This is a genomic window from Nesterenkonia flava (genome assembly GCF_031432335.1).
In the GTDB taxonomy this organism is placed as follows: domain Bacteria; phylum Actinomycetota; class Actinomycetes; order Actinomycetales; family Micrococcaceae; genus Nesterenkonia; species Nesterenkonia flava.
Window position 1 is genome coordinate 50,785 of the sequence record NZ_JAVKGT010000015.1, and the last position, 16,713, is coordinate 67,497.

Annotated in this window: 14 protein-coding genes; 6 read left to right on the top strand and 8 right to left on the bottom strand. The window is 67.1% G+C overall.

What is annotated here, in order from left to right; translation table 11 throughout:
* The first annotated feature begins 1 nt into the window (after window position 1).
* The 4 genes from RH857_RS07215 to RH857_RS07230 all read left to right on the top strand — a co-directional run bounded on the left by RH857_RS07215 (window position 2) and on the right by RH857_RS07230 (window position 3,750).
* Window positions 2–1,531 carry an amidohydrolase gene (locus RH857_RS07215; RefSeq protein ID WP_310537301.1) on the top strand — a complete coding sequence of 510 codons (1,530 nt, stop codon included), beginning with the start codon at window positions 2–4 and terminating at the stop codon, window positions 1,529–1,531.
* A gap of 9 nt (window positions 1,532–1,540) precedes the next feature.
* A complete protein-coding gene (locus RH857_RS07220; RefSeq protein WP_310537302.1) occupies window positions 1,541–1,978 on the top strand; it encodes an Lrp/AsnC family transcriptional regulator in 438 nt (145 codons plus the stop codon).
* 31 nt (window positions 1,979–2,009) lie between these two features.
* Entirely contained in the window at window positions 2,010–2,531 is a 522-nt protein-coding gene (locus RH857_RS07225; RefSeq protein ID WP_310537303.1) for an ASCH domain-containing protein, read from the top strand.
* Between the two features lie 106 nt (window positions 2,532–2,637).
* A complete protein-coding gene (locus RH857_RS07230) occupies window positions 2,638–3,750 on the top strand; it encodes an NAD(P)-dependent alcohol dehydrogenase (RefSeq protein ID WP_310537304.1) in 1,113 nt (370 codons plus the stop codon).
* A 205-nt stretch (window positions 3,751–3,955) separates the two neighbouring features.
* Here RH857_RS07230 and pepN read toward each other — a convergent pair whose 3' ends face one another.
* From pepN to RH857_RS07265, 7 genes are all read right to left on the bottom strand, one after another.
* Window positions 3,956–6,562 carry an aminopeptidase N gene (pepN, locus tag RH857_RS07235; protein ID WP_310537305.1) on the bottom strand — a complete coding sequence of 869 codons (2,607 nt, stop codon included), beginning with the start codon at window positions 6,560–6,562 and terminating at the stop codon, window positions 3,956–3,958.
* Window positions 6,563–6,689: 127 nt separating this feature from the next.
* Window positions 6,690–7,694, bottom strand: coding sequence for an ABC transporter substrate-binding protein (locus tag RH857_RS07240; RefSeq protein WP_310537306.1), 1,005 nt, complete (start codon window positions 7,692–7,694; stop codon window positions 6,690–6,692).
* A 111-nt stretch (window positions 7,695–7,805) separates the two neighbouring features.
* A complete protein-coding gene (locus RH857_RS07245) occupies window positions 7,806–8,678 on the bottom strand; it encodes an ABC transporter ATP-binding protein (protein ID WP_310537307.1) in 873 nt (290 codons plus the stop codon).
* On the bottom strand, window positions 8,675–9,751 hold the full coding sequence (locus RH857_RS07250; RefSeq protein WP_310537308.1) for a FecCD family ABC transporter permease: 1,077 nt from the start codon (window positions 9,749–9,751) through the stop codon (window positions 8,675–8,677). Before RH857_RS07250 ends, RH857_RS07245 begins: the two co-directional genes overlap by 4 nt.
* Entirely contained in the window at window positions 9,748–10,752 is a 1,005-nt protein-coding gene (locus RH857_RS07255; protein WP_310537309.1) for a FecCD family ABC transporter permease, read from the bottom strand. Before RH857_RS07255 ends, RH857_RS07250 begins: the two co-directional genes overlap by 4 nt.
* Window positions 10,753–10,935: 183 nt before the next feature.
* Entirely contained in the window at window positions 10,936–11,769 is an 834-nt protein-coding gene (locus tag RH857_RS07260) for an AraC family transcriptional regulator (RefSeq protein WP_310537310.1), read from the bottom strand.
* Window positions 11,750–13,135, bottom strand: a complete 1,386-nt coding sequence (locus RH857_RS07265) for a M14 family zinc carboxypeptidase (RefSeq protein ID WP_310537311.1) — start codon at window positions 13,133–13,135, stop codon at window positions 11,750–11,752. Before RH857_RS07265 ends, RH857_RS07260 begins: the two co-directional genes overlap by 20 nt.
* Before the next feature lie 385 nt (window positions 13,136–13,520).
* Here RH857_RS07265 and RH857_RS07270 point away from each other — a divergent pair, with 385 nt between their 5' ends.
* Window positions 13,521–14,453 carry a siderophore-interacting protein gene (locus tag RH857_RS07270; RefSeq protein ID WP_310537312.1) on the top strand — a complete coding sequence of 311 codons (933 nt, stop codon included), beginning with the start codon at window positions 13,521–13,523 and terminating at the stop codon, window positions 14,451–14,453.
* Window positions 14,454–14,662: 209 nt separating this feature from the next.
* Window positions 14,663–15,715: an ABC transporter substrate-binding protein gene (locus RH857_RS07275; RefSeq protein WP_310537313.1), complete on the top strand. Its 1,053-nt coding sequence runs from the start codon at window positions 14,663–14,665 to the stop codon at window positions 15,713–15,715.
* A 7-nt stretch (window positions 15,716–15,722) separates the two neighbouring features.
* On the opposite strand, the gene RH857_RS07280 is transcribed toward RH857_RS07275, so the two are convergent.
* Window positions 15,723–16,604 carry a PhzF family protein gene (locus RH857_RS07280; protein ID WP_310537314.1) on the bottom strand — a complete coding sequence of 294 codons (882 nt, stop codon included), beginning with the start codon at window positions 16,602–16,604 and terminating at the stop codon, window positions 15,723–15,725.
* Window positions 16,605–16,713 lie beyond the last annotated feature (109 nt).

The following is a 16,713-nucleotide window of genomic DNA, read 5'->3' on the forward strand; positions in this document are numbered from 1 at the left end:
GATGAGCGCCCACCCGCTGCTGCTGACCAATGTCCGCCTGCCCCAGCCGCCCGCCGGCACCGACGACGCCGTCCGGGCAGGGCTGCCGGACTATCCCCTGAGCACCGCGCCCCTGCAAGATGTGCTGCTGCGCCACGGTGTTGTCGACGCCGTCGCCCCCGCCGGCCAGGTCTCCCGGAACGGGGTGGAGGTCCATGATCTGGACGGACGTTTCCTTCTCCCCGGGCTGTGGGACCACCACGTCCACTTTTCCCAGTGGACCATCCAGCAGCAACGCCTAGACCTCTCCGCCACCGCCAGTGCGGCAGATGTGCTGGCCCTGGTGCGCGGTGCGATCATCCGTCATGAGGGCGGACCCCTGGTGGGATACGGCTTCCGCGACGGGCTCTGGCCCGATACCCCCAGCACCGAGGCCCTGGACGCTCATTCCGGGAGCGTGCCCGTCATCCTCATCTCCGGGGATCTGCACTGCGCCTGGGCCAACACCGCCGGGCAGCAGCTGCTGCAGATCACCCCCGACGACGGCGGCCTGGTCCGTGAGGACGCGTGGTTCCCGGCCCTGGAGCGCCTGCAGAACCTCACGGAGGTGACCACCAGTCAGTACCAACAGGTCGCCGAGGCCGCTGCCCGACGCGGGGTGGTCGGCATCGTGGAGTTCGAGAACACCGACAACCTCACCGCCTGGCCCCTTCGCGCCCAGGCGGGAGTGGAATCCCTCCGCGTTGAGGTCTCGATCTGGCCCGACTACCTGGATGCTGCAGTCGCCCGCGGGGTCAAAACCGGGGACCCCCTGGACGAGCGGGGACTGGTGACCGTCGGGCCCCTGAAGGTCATTGCCGACGGGTCGCTGAACACCCGCACCGCCTGGTGCTGGGACCCGTATCCGGGGATGGACGCGGCCCATCCGCATGCCTGTGGCATGGCTACCGTGCCCCTGGATCAGTTGCAGCAGACCATGGCCACGGCCCATTCTGCAGGCATCGCCGCCGCGATCCACGCCATCGGTGACCGGGCCAATACCGCGGTTCTTGACGCTTTCGAAGCCCTGGGCATGACCGGGGTCATCGAGCACGCCCAGCTGCTGAGGGATGAAGACATTCCCCGGTTCGCCGCTCTCGGGCTGGCCGCGAGCGTGCAGCCCGAGCACGCCATGGACGACCGCGAGGTTGCCGATGCTTACTGGGCCGGGCGCACCGGACGGGCCTTTGCGCTACGTTCCCTTCACGAAGCCGGTGCGGAGCTGCGCCTGGGCTCCGATGCTCCGGTGTCCCCGCTGGACCCATGGGTAGCGATGGCGGCGGCCACCACCCGCACCCGCGGCGACCGCGAGCCCTGGCATCCCGAGCAGGCCATTCCGATGGAGGTCGCTCTGGCTTCCTCCACTCGGGGACGCACCCGGGTGAGAGTGGGAGATGCGGCTGACCTGGCCGTCGTCGAACGTGATCCCTATCTCTGCACCGGTGACCAGCTGCGCACCATGCCGGTAGCGGCAACCCTGCTGGGCGGACGCTACACCTGGTTCGACCTATAGCATGTACCTGTGGAGCGACTGAATGATCTGGACCGGCGACTGATTGCGGCACTGCGAAAGGACGGCCGGGCTCCGATCTCCGCACTGGCCGAGCAGCTGGGAGTCTCCCGGGCGACGGTCACCAGCCGGATCGACAAACTCACCGCAGCCGGCATCATCACCGGCTTCAGCGTCAAGACCCGCGACGCCGGCGACACCACCGGGGTGCGGGCCCTGTCCTTCATCGGGGTCACCGGCGGTACCACCACCACGGAGAAGGTCATCGCCGCACTGCGGGGCTTCCCCGAGGTGGAGCGGCTGCATACCACCAACGGTGAATGGGACCTGGTGGCTGAGGTCAGCTGCTCGGACCTCAAGGAGCTTGACGTGATGCTCCGGCGCATGCGCGAAATCGAGGGAGTGCGCAACAGCGAAACGAGCCTGCTGCTGCGCTCAGTGTTCGTGTAGGGCCGCGCCTCCCCCGGATACTGTGGAGGCTATGCCTGCATTGTCCCCACAGCCGCTCGCTGCTCCCGATCATTCTGCGGCCCACGCACTGTGGAGCGCCTACGCCGCCGCCGAGCCCCTTGCCGCGGCCGCTGCTCCCGACTACCTCGTGGACCAGTTCGGGGATCACCGCGAACTGGCCGATGAGTTGCTGGGCCTGGTCGCCGCAGGCGTGAAGACCGGCACCGCCAGCCTCCTGGCCGAGTACGTCTGGGAGGGTGAGGTGCCACCGGGCATCGGTTCGCATACGATCTTCTGTTCCGGCGACGGAGCCCCGCGCGTCGTGGTGCGCACCGTAGGCCTTCGGATCTGCCGCTTCGATGAGGTGACCTCCGAGTTTGCCTACACCGAGGGGGAGGGTGATCGCAGCCTGGCCCACTGGCGCCATGAACATCAGGTGTTCTGGGAGCGCGTCACCCAGGCCGCAGGCCGGAGCTTCAGCCCTGACATGGAGGTTCTCTGCGAGAACTTCGTGAAGGTGTGGCCCCCGGAGGGAATCTCAGACCCCGGATAGGGTGTCGACGCGGTGCCTGCCCAGGAGTACTGTGAGAGTCACTGACGACCCTGCAGCGGCCAGCGCTGTACGACTGTGCCGGGAGTCCGGCTGAGAGTGAGTTCGCATGAAAGCCAGCGCCTACGTGGTGGAGCGCACCAATGCCCCGTTCGTTCTCGAGGACATTGAGCTTGATGCTCCCGGTCCCGGTGAGGTGCTGGTCCGCGTCGTCTCCACCGGTGTGTGCCACACCGACATGATCGCTCGTTCCGGGGACATGCCCCTTCCGCTGCCCGGCATCATGGGTCATGAGGGCGCCGGAATCGTTGAGGAGGTCGGAGACGGGGTGACCACGGTGAAGGCCGGCGACCGCGTCATCATGGGATGGCCCTTCTGCGGCGAGTGCCGCAACTGCCGCCGCGGAGAGCACCGCTACTGCGCCCAGCTGGGTCCTGCCGTCCTTTCCGGGCGCCGGTACAGCGGCCCCCAGACAGGCCAGAGTTCCTACCGCCGGAGCGACGGCTCAGAGCTGTCCGGGCACTTCTTCGCCCAGTCCTCCTTCGCCACCTACTCCATCACCACCGCCAACTCCGTGGTGAAGCTCGATGACGACGTCGACCTGGACATCGCCGGGGTGCTGGCCTGCGGCATCACCACTGGGGCGGGGGCCATTCTCAACACTGCCAAGCCCGCCGCGGGGGACTCCCTGGTGATCTACGGAGCCGGCGCGGTGGGCCTGGCTGCGGTGATGGCCGCAGTCAACACCCCAGCCACCACGATCATCGCCGTGGACCTCCACGACTCGCGCCTGGCGCTCGCGGAGAAGTACGGAGCCACCCACACCATCAACTCCCGCGAGGGCGGGGTGAAGGAGAAGATCCGCGAGATCGTCGGCGGTGACGTCGACTACGCGGTGGACTGCACGGGCGTCATCGCCGTCATCGAGGAGGCCGCCGAGATCATCGGCATGCTGGGCACCCTCATCCTGGTGGGCGGGGCCCCCGCAGGTTCACGCTTCAGCGCCGATCACGCCAGCTTCCTGTGGGGCCGCACTGTGGTGGGCACGCTGGGCGGCGGAGGTACCGCGCATGACCTCATTCCCGCTCTGCTGCAGCTTAACAAGCTGGGACGCTTCCCCTTCGACGAGCTGATTCGGTTCTATGACTTCGATCAGCTGGAACAGGCCGTGGCCGACAGCACCTCCGGCGAAACGGTCAAGCCGGTGCTGCGGGTGGGCTGAGCTCCCCGGGACGCCGGCGTCTCAGGCACCTGCCTGTCGGGCGTCGGCGGCCGGAGCCCTGAGCGCCCGCTTCACCGCTACGCTGGCCCCTCCCTCCTGCGTTGTGTCGGATTCAGGGCGTCCTTTCCCCATCCGGGACCGAAAAGGCGCACTAAATCCGACAGACACGGCGGCCATGGGCGGAGGCATCTCTCCGCCCCGGGTCTCAAGCGCGCGCGTGCTGGGCGTCTGTGGCCTGAGCCCTCAGCGCCCGGGCCAACTCGTCGCGGCCCTCACCCAGCATGCGCGCCAGCGAGGGGTGCTCCTGGCCCACCGCGGCGATCGTCTCCTCGGCCTGCTGCAGAGTCTCAGGGCTGACGTCCCACGTGGGGAACAGCTGCACCGCCAGCGTCAGCGCCAACTCCTTCGACGCTCCGGCCCATACGCCGGGGATGCGCTCGAAGAACTCCCGGGTGTACCCCCGCAGCAGCGACCTCTCCTGCACTCTCCGGAAACCGGCGATTGCCCGGCGCTGCTCCGAGTTGGTGAAGGACTGCTCCACCATGAGTCTGCGCCACGTCTCTGCCTTGACCGCCTCCTCAGGCCGAGCAGCCAGCGCCTCGATGCGCGCCAGGTGTCCCGAAGCGGTCGCATCCGCCGCGGCGGCCTCCTCAACAAGGGACTCGACGTCCCCCTCGCCCAGCGAGGCCAAGGCGGTGAGCAGCTCCCAGCGCAGGTCCGTGTCGATGCTGCGGCCCTGAAGCACGACGCCGCCACTCAGCAACCCGCGCAAGAACTCACCCTGCTCTGAGGTCGCGTGGGTGAACAGCGCCTTCAGGTACTGCAGCTGCCGGTCAGAGCCGGGTTCTGCCTGCTCCAGCAGGGCCCGCAGTACCGATGAGGTGCCGGTCTTGGCGGTATGGGCGTTCTCCGGGGCCACGTAGAGGTTCAGCGCGGTGCCCACCTGACGCAGCAGCGTCCGCAGCACCGAGGAGTCCGTCTCCACGTGCAGATGCTCGGCGATCAGGCCGAGGAACTCACTGGCCGGCAGCAGACCATCGCGCACTGCCTCCCAGAAGCTGGTCCACAGCAGGGTGCGGGCCAGCGGATCGGTGATGCTGCTCAGGCGCGCCTTAGCGGTGTCCGCGGAGGCTGCGTCGAGGCGAATGCGGCAATAGGCCAGGTCACCGTCATTGGGCAGGATCAAGGCGCCCCGGGAGGTGCCGACCAGGGCGGGGACGTCGGTGATCTCGCCCTCGACATCGAGTTCCTGCTCGGCGATGCGGACAAGGTTGCCGGCGTCGTCGGCGTCGTAGATGCCCAGCTTCACCCGGTGCGGGCGCAGCAGGCCGTCCGCCTCATCCGGCAGCTGACGGATCTGCAGAGAGGTGAGGATCCCGTCGTCGCTCTGGGCTTCCACCGCCAGGGTGTTGACACCGCTGGACTGCAGCCAGGCCTCGGTCCAGGCCTCCAGGTCCCGGCCCGAGGCGGCGCTGAGGTGGCGCATCAGGTCGCTCAGCTCCGTGTTGGACCAGGCGAACTCGGAGAAGTAGCTGCGGACCCCGGCAAAGAAGTTCTCCTGACCCACCCAGGCCACCAGCTGACGCAGCACGGAGGCCCCCTTGGCGTAGGTGATGCCGTCAAAGTTGACCGCCACATCATCGAGGTCGCGGATTTCCGCCATGATGGGGTGTGTCGAGGAGAGCTGGTCCTGCTTGTACGCCCAGTTCTTCTCCAGGGCGGCGAATGCCGTCCACGCTTCAGTGAACTCCTTGGTGCCTTCGGCGGCGGCCAGGGTGGAGGTGAACTCGGCGAAAGACTCGTTGAGCCAGAGATCGTTCCACCAGCGCATCGTGACCAGGTCTCCGAACCACATGTGCGCCAGTTCATGCAGCACCGTGATGGCTCGGGCGTGATGCATGGCCTGGGGCACCGCAGACCGGAAGACATAGTCCTCCAGGAACGTCACGGCGCCGGCGTTCTCCATGGCCCCGGCGTTGAAGTCGGGCACAAAGATCTGGTCGTACTTGGTGAACGGATAGGGTCGGCCGAACTGCTCCTCGAAGAAGGCGAATCCCTCCCGGGTGACGGTCAGCAGATTCTCGGCGTCGAGATGCTCGGCCAGGGAGGCGCGCGCGTAGATACCCAGCGGTATCTTACGTCCGTCGCTGCTTGTCAGAGACGACTCCACGCCCTGATACGGCCCGGCGATGATGGCGGTGACGTAGCTGGAGAGGATCTCGGTGGGGGCGAAGTCCCATACGGCGGTCGCCCCGGAGGTCTGCGGCGCGGGCGTCGGCGAGTTGGAGATGACGCGCCAGTGCGCCGGCGCCGTCACGCTGAAGGTGAACCGGGCCTTCAGGTCAGGCTGCTCGAACACCGTGTAGACCCGGCGGGAGTCGGGAACCTCGAACTGGCTGTAGAGGTAGGTTTCGCCGTCGACCGGATCGGTGAACCGGTGCAGTCCCTCACCCGTCGAGGAGTAGAGCATGCGCGCATCTACCACCAGCGTGTTCTCCTCCTGAAGGAACGGCAGGCTGATGCGCGCCCCGTCATAGACCAGTTCAGGATCCAGGGGCTGGCCGTTGAGCGTGATCTCCGTGATTTCATCAGCGACGACGTCGATCCAGGTGCCAGCCGCGCGTTCCTGCTGGCTGCCGCGGGCCTGGAACTGCACCCGTGTGCGGGAGCCGAAGGTGGCGGCGTCGCCGGTGAGGTCCAGGTGGATCTCATAGTCGCTGACGCTGAGGAGCGCCGCGCGTGCGGCGGCCTCCTCTGCAGTGATGTTCAGCTGGGAGACGGTGGCGCTGGGCTGCGAGGTCGACTCTGGCATGGGATAAGCCTACGGGCGAAGGGGCATACAGGAGCGGAAACGGAGGGAGCCGGAGAGAATTCTCGGATTGACGGCGTCTGTGACGCGATTCGGCCCGCGTGGACGCCGGCAATCCGACAGTAAAGGTTTACTGCACAGCCTCGGCCAGCCGGGCGGGCAGCTCCTCGATCACGACCGGCAGGCTCAGCACATTGCCCGCGGAGATCGCCTGGGCGAGCTCGCTGTCCGGATCGATGAAGACCGCGCGGTTCTCCTGCACCGTGTCCAGAGAGCTCAGCAGGGGGTCGTTCTGCAGCTCTTCGAGGGTGAAGCCTGAGGCGAAGAACACCGCGGCGTCCGCGTCGAAGGCGTCGACCTGTTCCTCGGAGACGTCCACCAAATAGCCTTCGGCGCCCTCTGCCAGAGCCTCGGCAGGCTCATGGAGGGAGAAGCCCAGTCCTTCCAGCAGGGCCCAGCGCATGTCGGTGCCGATATGCAGGCCGTAGGACTCTGCGACCTTGCTGGCTGCGACGGCAGAGAGCTCCTCGAATTCCGGGTGCTCCTCGGCCGCCTGGGCGATCTGCGACTCCACGTCTTCGATGAGCGCCTCGCCGTCCTCGGGAACGCCCAGGGCTTGAGCGATCTGCTGCACCTGCTCGCGCCAGCCGGTCTGCCATGGGGTGGCCCCGACGGGACCGGAGACGTTGGGAGCAATCTCGTTGAGCCGGCTCCAGGTGGCCTCATCGTGGTCGGAATGCACGTCAAGGATCAGGTCCGGTGCCAGGGACTGGATGAGCTCGTAGTCGTAGTCCTCACCGGCGGCACCCAAGTAGGTGGGCTCGCCCTCCAGCAGGTCCTGGGCCCAGGGCCCCACGCCGTGGTTCTCCTCGCCCATCCACATCCAGTCGTAGATGCCGGCCGGCTCAACTCCTAGGGCCAGGGCCACTTCCGCATCGGACCGGCCCGGAGCCACCACGGTGAGCTCGCCGTTCTCGGGCACGTCGATTTCCGCGGTGTCGTAGAGGTACTCCACGGTGATCGGCTCACCGGTGCTGGAGCCGGCGTCGTCGTCGGTGGCGGAGGCGCTGCAGGCGCTGAGCGTCAAGGCGGCCAGACATGAGGCGACGAGGGCGGTGCGAGGGGCGGTTTTCACTGGTTTTCTCCTCTGATGGTGGGTGATTCGGCGGAAATAGGGTGCGCTGAGTTCCGGCGGGGGCCGGAGAGCTCGTGCTTGCCGGAGGTGTGGGGCTAGCTCTGGCGTCGGCTAGGGCGCGGGTGCTCGAGGAATCATGAGCGGCTTGCCGGTCTCGGGATCCTCAATGACCCGGGACTCCACACCGAAGACCTCGCGGATGATCTCTTCGGTGCCGACCTCGGCGGCAGTGCCCTCAGCGACGATGTGTCCGTCCTTCAGCGCCACAATGTGGGTGGCGTAGCGCAGCACCTGGTTGATCTCGTGCAGCACGGCGACCAGCGTCCGCCCTTCCCGCTGCAGGCGGGCGCACAGCTCCAGGACCTCGATCTGGTGGGCGATGTCGAGGTAGGTGGTGGGTTCGTCCAGCAGCAGCAGCGGGGTCTGCTGGGCCAGTGCCATGGCGATCCACGCGCGCTGGCGCTGACCGCCGGAGAGGGAGTCCACCTCTCGGGTGGCCAGTTCGGTCATCTGGGTGTCCGCCAACGCCTGGCGCACCGCCTCCTCATCGGCGGCGGACCAGCGCTTGAACAGGCTCTGATGCGGATGGCGTCCGCGAGAGACCAGGTCAGAGACCGTGATGCCGTCGGGGGCGATCGAGGACTGCGGCAGCAGGCCCACGGTGCGGGCGAGGTGCTTGGTGGGCATGGAGGTGATGGATGCGCCGTCGAGCAGCACCTGTCCCTGGCTGGGACGAATGAGACGTGCCAGGCTGCGCAGCAGCGTGGACTTGCCGCACGCGTTGGGTCCCATGATCACGGTGAAGGAGCCGTCGGGGATGTTCAGGTTGAGGTCCTTCAGGACCGTGCGGTCGTCATACCCGGAGCTCAGGGAGTCCGCGCGCAGGCGTGAGGTGGTCTGCGGGTCGGTGTGGTCCACGGTGTCCTTCTCCAGTGCGGTCTTCTGCTGGTCCCTCGTCGGGGCGGCGTCGAGCGTCTCCGTCATGATGCCTTCTTTCGTCCGAAACCGATAAGCAGCCAGATCAGGTACGCTCCGCCCAGGCTCAGCGTCACGACGCCGACCGGAGGCTGGACGGGAAGCAGGTCCAACCGGGTGATGAGGTCCGAGACGCTCAGCAGCACCGCTCCCATGGCCGCGGCGGGAATGATCTGCACCGTGGAGGAGCGTGTCAGCCGCAGGGCGAGCTGGGGGGCGACGAGGGCGACGAACGCGATGGGGCCCGCCGCCGCGGTGGTCAGGGCCACCAGGATGATCGCGCCGAGCACCATGAGCAGACGCACCCCCTCGGTCCGGATGCCCAGGCCCCTGGCGGGATCGTCTCCCATCTCCATGAGGGTGAGGTCGCGCTGCTTGGCGATCAGCACGGGCACCACCAGCGCCGCCGCCAGGCCAAGGGGAATGACGTGCATCCACGCGATGTCGCTGACGCTGCCGGCGCCCCAGGTTGCTGCGGTGAGGGCCACTTGCAGATCCATGGTGGTGATCAGATAGGTGTTCACGGCGTCGAGCAGAATGGTCATGCCGATGCCGATCAGGATGATCCGCATGCCCGAGACCCCGCCCTTCCAGGCGAGGAAGTAGATGGCGATGCCGGTGACCGTCCCGCCGATGATGGCCCCCAAGGGAGTCATCCACATGCCGCTGGCGCCCAGGAGCGCGACGACGAGTGCTCCTGTGTAGGCCCCGGTGCCGAAGCCGATGATATCGGGGCTGCCCAGCGGGTTGCGGGTGATGGACTGGAAAACCGCACCGGCGATGCCCAGGGCGGCACCGCCGAGCAGGCAGAAGACGATGCGCGGCAGGCGCCATTCCAGAATGACGCGGCTGGTGGCCTCATCCGTCTGGCCCACAAAGGCGCCGAGAGCTTCGGCGGCCCCGAAGGCTGAGGATCCGGTGAGCAGGTTCCACCAGGCAAAGCCCAGTGCTGCCACCACGAGTGCCAGGGTGATCAGTGCGGCGCGCATGTCCACACGGGCGGCCACCGGACCCAGGCGCAGCAGCCGGGAGCGCCCGGTGAACAGCGGGGCCGAATGGGGTGTAGCGGTTGAGGCGCTCATAGGTCACGCACCTTCTTCCGGCGAGTCAGAGCGATGAGTACCGGGGCTCCGAGCAGGGCGGTGACGACGCCGACGGGAAGCTCCGCGGCCACCACCACCCGGGCAAGGATATCGGCGCTGAGCATGAGGATCGGCGCGGCCAGCAGGCTCATGGGCAGCAACCACCGGTAATCGGGGCCCAGGAGCATGCGCAGGGCATGGGGGACGATCAGGCCGATGAACGTCAGGGGGCCGGCGGCGGCGGTTGCCGCGCCGCTGAGCAGGGTGATGGCGATGAGCCCGATCACTCGAGTCAGCATGGGGCGTCCACCCAGGGCGACGGCGGCATCATCGCCTAGTGACAGGGCGTTGACCGCCCGGGGGAGCAGCAGTGCGATGATGACCCCGGCCAGGATGAACGGGAAGATCGTCTCCAGTTCAGAGGTCGAGCGCCCCTGCAGGGAGCCGGCGGCCCAGAAGCGAATGCGGTCAAAGACCTGGGGCATCGACAGGGAGATGGCCAGACTCACCCCGGAGAAGACCGCAGCTAGGGCGACTCCTGAGAGCACCAGTTTGGCGGGACTTTGGGCGGAGCGTCCGGTGGAGCCAATGACATAGACGGCCACGGAGGTGATCAGCGCCCCGGCCATCGCCAGCCAGACGTGGCTGAACCCCAAGGAGGAGCCCATCACCGCGGAGCCGATGACCACGGCGAGCATGGCCCCGGCATTGACTCCGAGCAGCCCGGGATCGGCAAGCGGGTTGCGGGTCAGGGCCTGCATCAGTGCGCCCGCCACCCCGAGGCCGGCGCCTACCAGGATCGCCAGAAGAGTGCGAGGAATGCGCCGATCAAGAATCAGCAATTCATCTGTGTTACGTTCGCCTATCGGCGGTGTTTCGCCAGTGATAAACTTTCCGAGGATTTCCACTACGGTGGCAGCTTCAATGCTCCCCGAGCCGACAAAGAGGCTGACCACGCTGAGCGCGCAGAGAAGCGCTGTGCCGAGCAGAATGATGAGCATTCGGCGTCGGCCTAGAGCAGTACTGGGTACCGCGGCAGGTGATTCTGTCGCGGGGCTATCTACCGTCAATGGCCTGCCTCATGGTGCGAGTGAGTGCCAGTCTGGTGTGGACTGTTGGCACATAAACCTAGACCAGCCCGAGGGGTAGCGCAATCACGATATTGCGACATCTTCTGTTCTTTTTCAGTCATTTCTCTCCCGCCTAAATGAACCCGGGGTGAGTCCCGTAACGCGTCGAAATGCCACCCCAAAGGCTGACGTGGTGGCGTATCCGACTTGCTCCGCGGTTTCTGCGACACTCGTCCCCTGGGCGAGCAGAGCGATCGCACATCGAGCCCGCGCCGTGGCGACCCAGCGTGCGAATCCTACGCCGGTCTCGGCGCGGAACGTGCGCGTGATGGTCCGCGAACTCACGTTCAGGCGTTTGGTCCAGTGGTCCACGGAGTGTGCAGCGGCGGGGTCAGCCAGGATCTCCGCTGCGGCCTCCGCGATGAGTTCGTGGTGAGGAATGTGCAGGATGATCTCCTGCGGCACCGGCTGCAGCAGGTCCATGACCACGGCCTCGGCCCGCTCGCGCTGTGAGGGGCCGATCCCTTCCTGGTCGATGTAGTCCAGCAGCTGTCCCAGCAGAGGGGTGATCTTCACGGTGGTCGGCTCTGCCGCCAGCGCGGGGACGTGCTCGGTGCTGAAGAATGCTGCCCGGTAGACGGCGCCTGCGGGCAGTGTGCCGGAATGCCGCGTTCCGGCGGGAATCCACAGACCGTAGCTGCCGGCAATGGTCCACAGCCGCTGTCCGGTCGCCAGGGTCAGGGCGCCGTCCAGGCACCATAGCAACTCATGGGCGGCGTGGGCGTGGTCGAGCCACTCGGTGTCGCGCTGCAGCTGCTCGCGCTCACCACGAATACGGGTCCACGGAAATCCCAGGGTGGGTCCCTCCTCGCCCCGGCGGATCTCCACCGCGTCCGAGGTCACCGGAGCCGGGGCCACCGGCTGCCCCTCACTGTGTGCGGCGGACATGAGCGGCAAGCCCCAGGACAGCCCCGTACTGCAGGCCGACGACGTCTCGGACGGGGATCTCGGAGGCCTGGTCCTCCTCCGCGAGCTTCTCGCGCAGCCATCGGCTCCACTGCTCCTCCAGGCGCTCGGCGAGCCGGCGCGTCTGTGCGGTGGCCAGTCCAGAGTCGGTCTCCGCTGTGAGGGCACGCAGAAGGGAGCCGCCGAAGCGCAGGCGGAACATCCACACCGCACCCATGGGTCCGCTGAGCTCGGCCACCGTGGCCAGCCGCTGATTCTCGGGCTGTTCGGCGCGGCCCAGCTGGCTGTGCCCGGCCCGGACGATGCCGGGGATGAAGGAGTTGGCCGCCCGGCGAAAGGGTGTATCGAGGCTCAGGTGTGCCTCGGCCTCGTGGAGCAGGCCCTCCAGCAGCTCGCCGGTGGCCACCATCTCCTGGCCTGCGTGGCGCAGGACCTCGGCGTAGTTGGCGTCGGTGGAGGTGGTGTCATCGGCGTCGTCGTGCTTCCAGATGGGCAGTTCGGCGATCATCGACAGGGTGCCGTACTTGCTGGCGTAGCTGGTTGACGCCTGGCCCGCGCTGCCGGGGGGAGCCGGGTCAAGGCCCAGGGATTCCATCCAGTCATAGACCTGCTCGAGGGTGCCCATCTCAAAGACAGCGGGGGCAAGGACCTTGAAGTGGGCAGCTTCGGGCTCTCCCAGGTGCAGGGGGATCCCCAGGTGCTCAGGCAGGGTGGCGAGTAGCTCGTAGAGCTCGGGCACCGGCTCGGAGAGGTAGTAGTAGGCGCCCCCGGACTCAGCGTTGTGCAGCGGGACGTAGAAGTCCGGTCGCGTGAGGTCGATGGCGCGCTGCAGAGCCTGCGTCTCAGGCATCATGGCGTCGAAGTAGGCGCGCTTGTAGCTGAAGGGGAAGGTCCACTCCACCTGCTCCGCCCCGGCGGGACGGTAGAAGTTGCGGTAGTAGAGCTCCGGATTACCGGGCTCGCGGAACCAGCCTTCGTTCAGTCGCATGCCGTCCGGGTCCGCACAAGGAATGGCGTGCCAGTCGGTGTCCAGGCGCTCGCGCAGAGACTCATCGGCGGCGAGGTCCCGGAACAGCTGAACGATGGTCCAGGAGCCGATCGGTTCATTGGGGTGTACACCGCCCACCAGCAGCCCCTGATGGCCCGCTCTGGGTGCGGCCTGACCTGGCTCATGCGCGGGGGTGGCGGTCAGGGTGTAGAGCACCAGCGGCTCGCCCAGCCGCGAGGTGCCGATGCGCTGCACCTTTACCAGCTGGGGGTGGGATTCGCGCAGCTCCTTGAGCATAGCGTGCAGCTCATCGACCGTGGGATAGCCGTGCAGCGGGGGAAGGTCGGCGCTGCGCCGCATGATTTCCTGGAGACTGGGGGCTCCCCAGGCTGAAGGGCGCTCTGCAGGGTGGGGGTGCCGGAGCTGGCGGCAGAATGAGGCATAGAGAGGAGCTTCCAGGTGCGAAATGACAGGGGCGAGTGTGTTCAGTGACGCTAGCATCGTCCTATTCGCGCGTAAACACTTCTGTATTGTCCATTTCGGACACTAGGCCGCGCATACCGGTCAGGGGGCAATTCCGCGATTGCCACATGAGCGAAGCCCGCGTACCGTGAATAAGGTGACCCTTTCCACCATTGAGCGCCGTAGGGCTTCTGAAAAGCGCAGGGCTCCCGAGGCGCGCAGCACGCCCGATAAGCGCTCTGCCGCCGCGGAGCCTGTGTCTGGCGTTGTGCACCCCACGCGCGTGTTCCGCACGTCTGTGGTGCGCGTGACCGCCCTCAGTCCGCACTTCGTGCGTGTCACGGTGACGGACCCGGACCTGGCGCACTTCTACACCGGCGGGCTTGACCAGCGGGTCAAGCTACTGCTGCCGCGCGAGGATGGCACACTGCCGGACCTGGGGTTGGATCAGGAGCCCCAGCCGCCCATGATGGAGTGGTACACCACGTGGCGCCAGCTCCCCGACGAGCAGCGCAATCCCATACGTACTTACACCGTGCGATCGATCCGCCCCTGGGCGGAGGAGATCGACATTGATTTCGCCGTCCACGGCACCGACGGACCGGCCTCCGCCTGGGTGAGCTCGGCGGTCCCCGGGGACGAGCTCCTGGTGGTGGGCCCGGACGGGCGCTGCCGCGAAGACCACGGGGGCATCGAATTCAAGCCCGGCGCCGCCAAGGATCTGCTGCTGGTGGGGGACGAAACCGCGGCGCCAGCGATCTGCGCCATTCTTGAGGCTCTTCCCGAGGACTACCACGGGGAGGCGTATCTGGAAGTCCCCACTGCTGAGGACGTGCTTGACGTCGCCTCCCGCTCCAGCGTGCGCATCCACTGGATGGCCCGCAATGGAGCGACCCACGGCTCCCAGCTCGCCGCCGCGGTGGAGGACTGGGGGCGACGTCGTACCAAGATCTTCGCCGCTCGACGTGCGGCCTGGGAGCCCGGGCGCGAGCCCGTGGGTGCGCTCACCGGCGCTCCCGAGGAGCTGCCCGAGGTCGCCGACGGCGCCATGCTCTGGGAGACCGCGGTGCCCGAGGGCTTCCGTGAATACGCCTGGCTGGCCGGAGAAGCCGGGGCGATCACCGGCCTGCGCCGTCACCTCGTCAAGGAGGTCGGTCTCAGTCGCAAGCAGGTCAGCTTCATGGGCTACTGGAAGATCGGGCGCGCCGGCTCCTGAGGGTCTCCGCGTGGTGGCCCGTGCGGACTCACGTCCATCATGCCGCGCTCCCGCCTGCAGTCAGGCCTGACTACACCGTTTGCACAATAGCGAACTTAGATCTACCTTTATCTGGTCAACCATTTGGTGACCGATATGTTCTCTAATCGGATCGCCGCCCTGTCCCTCAGTGCGGGTCGCCCGCGCTGGTGTGTTCCAAGGAGCATTCCATGATCTCTGACCGGTTCCGCTCGGCCCCGCTGCGTCGCGGTCTGCCTGCCCTTCTCGCCACCACTGCGCTGGTGGCACTCACCGCCTGTGGCGCGCAGGGCAGCGCTGAGACCGGAGACGAGCAGTCTCCGCAGTCGGAGGGCGGCCTGCTGGCCACGGTGGATCACATGTATGGCCCCACCGAGGTCCCTCACCCTGAGGACGGTGAGCTGACGGTGGTGGCCCTGGGCTGGTCCGACGCCGAAGTGGCCTTGGCCCTGGGTGTGGAGCCGGTGGCCGTGCATGACTGGCTGGGATTCGGAGAGGAAACCCACGGTGTGGGTCCCTGGGCCGCAGACCTCTTCACCGAGGTGGACCCTGAGGTCATTCCCCGCTCCGAGGGCGAGCTGGACTACGAGTTCATCCAGTCCCTGGATCCCGACCTGATCCTCAACGTCAACTCCGGCTACGACGAAGCGGAGTACAGGCGCCTGGCGGAGATCGCCCCGACCATCTCCGGCCCCGAGGGTGCTGACAACTACAACCCCGGGTGGCGCAACCACACCCAGCTCATCGCTGACGCCCTGGGCAAGTCCGCTGAGGGTGAAGAGCTCATTGCCGAGACGGAAGAGCTCTTCGCCCAGGTCCGCGAGGATCACCCCGAGTTCGAGGGTGTGGAGGCCGTGACCGGATCAAAGTTTGGCGAGGCCTATGGTCTCTCCTACACCGGCGACATGCGGTGGGACTTCCTGGAGTACGTGGGCTTCGACATGTATGGACCGGCTGCGGAGATGGAGCCGGACGAAGGTTTCTTCGCCAACGTCTCCGAGGAGCAGGTGCAGGTCTTCGACGCCGACGTCGCCGTGCTCTTCCCCATTGGATACAGCCTGGAGGATCTCGAGAACGACTCCTTGCTGAACTCCCTGGACGTGGTGACCGAGGACCGCGCCGTGCTCCTCGACGGTGAGGGCGATCTGGTCAACGCCTTCAGCGCCGGGTCCGTGCTCAGCATCCCGGTGCTGGTCGAGGAGCTTGTTCCGCAGTTGGCCGAGGCCGTGGAGAACGCCGACTAAGGGTCACTCAGCCGGTGACCACGGTGCCTGTTACCCGCACCTGGGCGCGTCCCCCGACCCAGAGGGTCTCTCCCTCGGCCTCTATGCTCACGCGTCCGTTGCGTCCGATGACCGTGCCCTGGCTCGCGGTGTAGGGAGCGTTCAGTCGGCCCGTGCCGGTGAGCCACTGGGCGAGGGACGCGTTGAGGCTGCCGGTCACCGGGTCCTCCACCAGTGAGCCCGCGCCGTCGGGAAAGAAGGCACGCACGTGCAGGGCGACGTCGTCGTTCTCCGCGCCCAGCGCGGCCACCCCCAGGGCCTGCGGGCCGTCCGCTCGCAGAGCGCCGGGGTTGGGCCTCACGTCCAACAGGGTCTCGACGGAGTCCACGAGCACCGCGCACCAGCCAGGACCGTTGTCCACCCACGCGGCGTCCAGGACCTGATCCGGACGCAGACCCAGCACCTGATGGACCGTCAGGCCATCCTGGTGGGCCAGTGGCCCGGACCGTCGCAGCGGCGGGGCAGCGAATGCCAGGAATTCTCCAGCCAGCCGCACCTGCACCAGCCCGACGCCGCACTCCTGGATCACCGTCCCGGACTGCCGCGGGATTCCTCCCAGATCGAGCCAGGCCCGTGCTGTGCCGAGGGTGGGATGCCCCGCGAAGGGCAGCTCCGTGTCCAGGGCGAAGATGCGCACCCGGTAGTCGGCCTCTGCATTTTCGGGCGGCAGCAGGAAGGTGCACTCGGAGAGATTCGTCCATCGAGAGATAGTCCGCATCTGCTCGTCGCTGAGGTCCTCGGCGGAGTCGATGACTGCCACCGGGTTGCCGCTGAAGGCTCCCTCGGCGAACACATCAACCTGTCTGAACGCCCGTGTGGGCCCATCAGTGCGGAGGCGGCCACTACTCATAGGCCCATTGTGACCGATCCCTCGCCTGCACGGGCGCGGTCAGACTGCCGAACCCCCGAATTTTATTTTGAGGTGCAACACTGATTGGTCTGTTCTGATTGTAGGTGTT

Bases quoted from the DNA above. Each gene is read 5' to 3' on its own strand.
- RH857_RS07230 (WP_310537304.1), top strand. From the start codon at position 2,638: ATGAAAGCCAGCGCCTACGTGGTGGAGCGCACCAATGCCCCGTTCGTT.
- RH857_RS07280 (WP_310537314.1), bottom strand. From the start codon at position 16,604: ATGAGTAGTGGCCGCCTCCGCACTGATGGGCCCACACGGGCGTTCAGA.
- RH857_RS07250 (WP_310537308.1), bottom strand. From the start codon at position 9,751: ATGAGCGCCTCAACCGCTACACCCCATTCGGCCCCGCTGTTCACCGGG.
- RH857_RS07255 (WP_310537309.1), bottom strand. From the start codon at position 10,752: ATGCTCATCATTCTGCTCGGCACAGCGCTTCTCTGCGCGCTCAGCGTG.
- RH857_RS07225 (WP_310537303.1), top strand. From the start codon at position 2,010: ATGCCTGCATTGTCCCCACAGCCGCTCGCTGCTCCCGATCATTCTGCG.
- pepN (WP_310537305.1), bottom strand. From the start codon at position 6,562: ATGCCAGAGTCGACCTCGCAGCCCAGCGCCACCGTCTCCCAGCTGAAC.
- RH857_RS07245 (WP_310537307.1), bottom strand. From the start codon at position 8,678: ATGACGGAGACGCTCGACGCCGCCCCGACGAGGGACCAGCAGAAGACC.
- RH857_RS07215 (WP_310537301.1), top strand. From the start codon at position 2: ATGAGCGCCCACCCGCTGCTGCTGACCAATGTCCGCCTGCCCCAGCCG.
- RH857_RS07265 (WP_310537311.1), bottom strand. From the start codon at position 13,135: ATGCGGCGCAGCGCCGACCTTCCCCCGCTGCACGGCTATCCCACGGTC.
- RH857_RS07260 (WP_310537310.1), bottom strand. From the start codon at position 11,769: ATGTCCGCCGCACACAGTGAGGGGCAGCCGGTGGCCCCGGCTCCGGTG.
- RH857_RS07275 (WP_310537313.1), top strand. From the start codon at position 14,663: ATGATCTCTGACCGGTTCCGCTCGGCCCCGCTGCGTCGCGGTCTGCCT.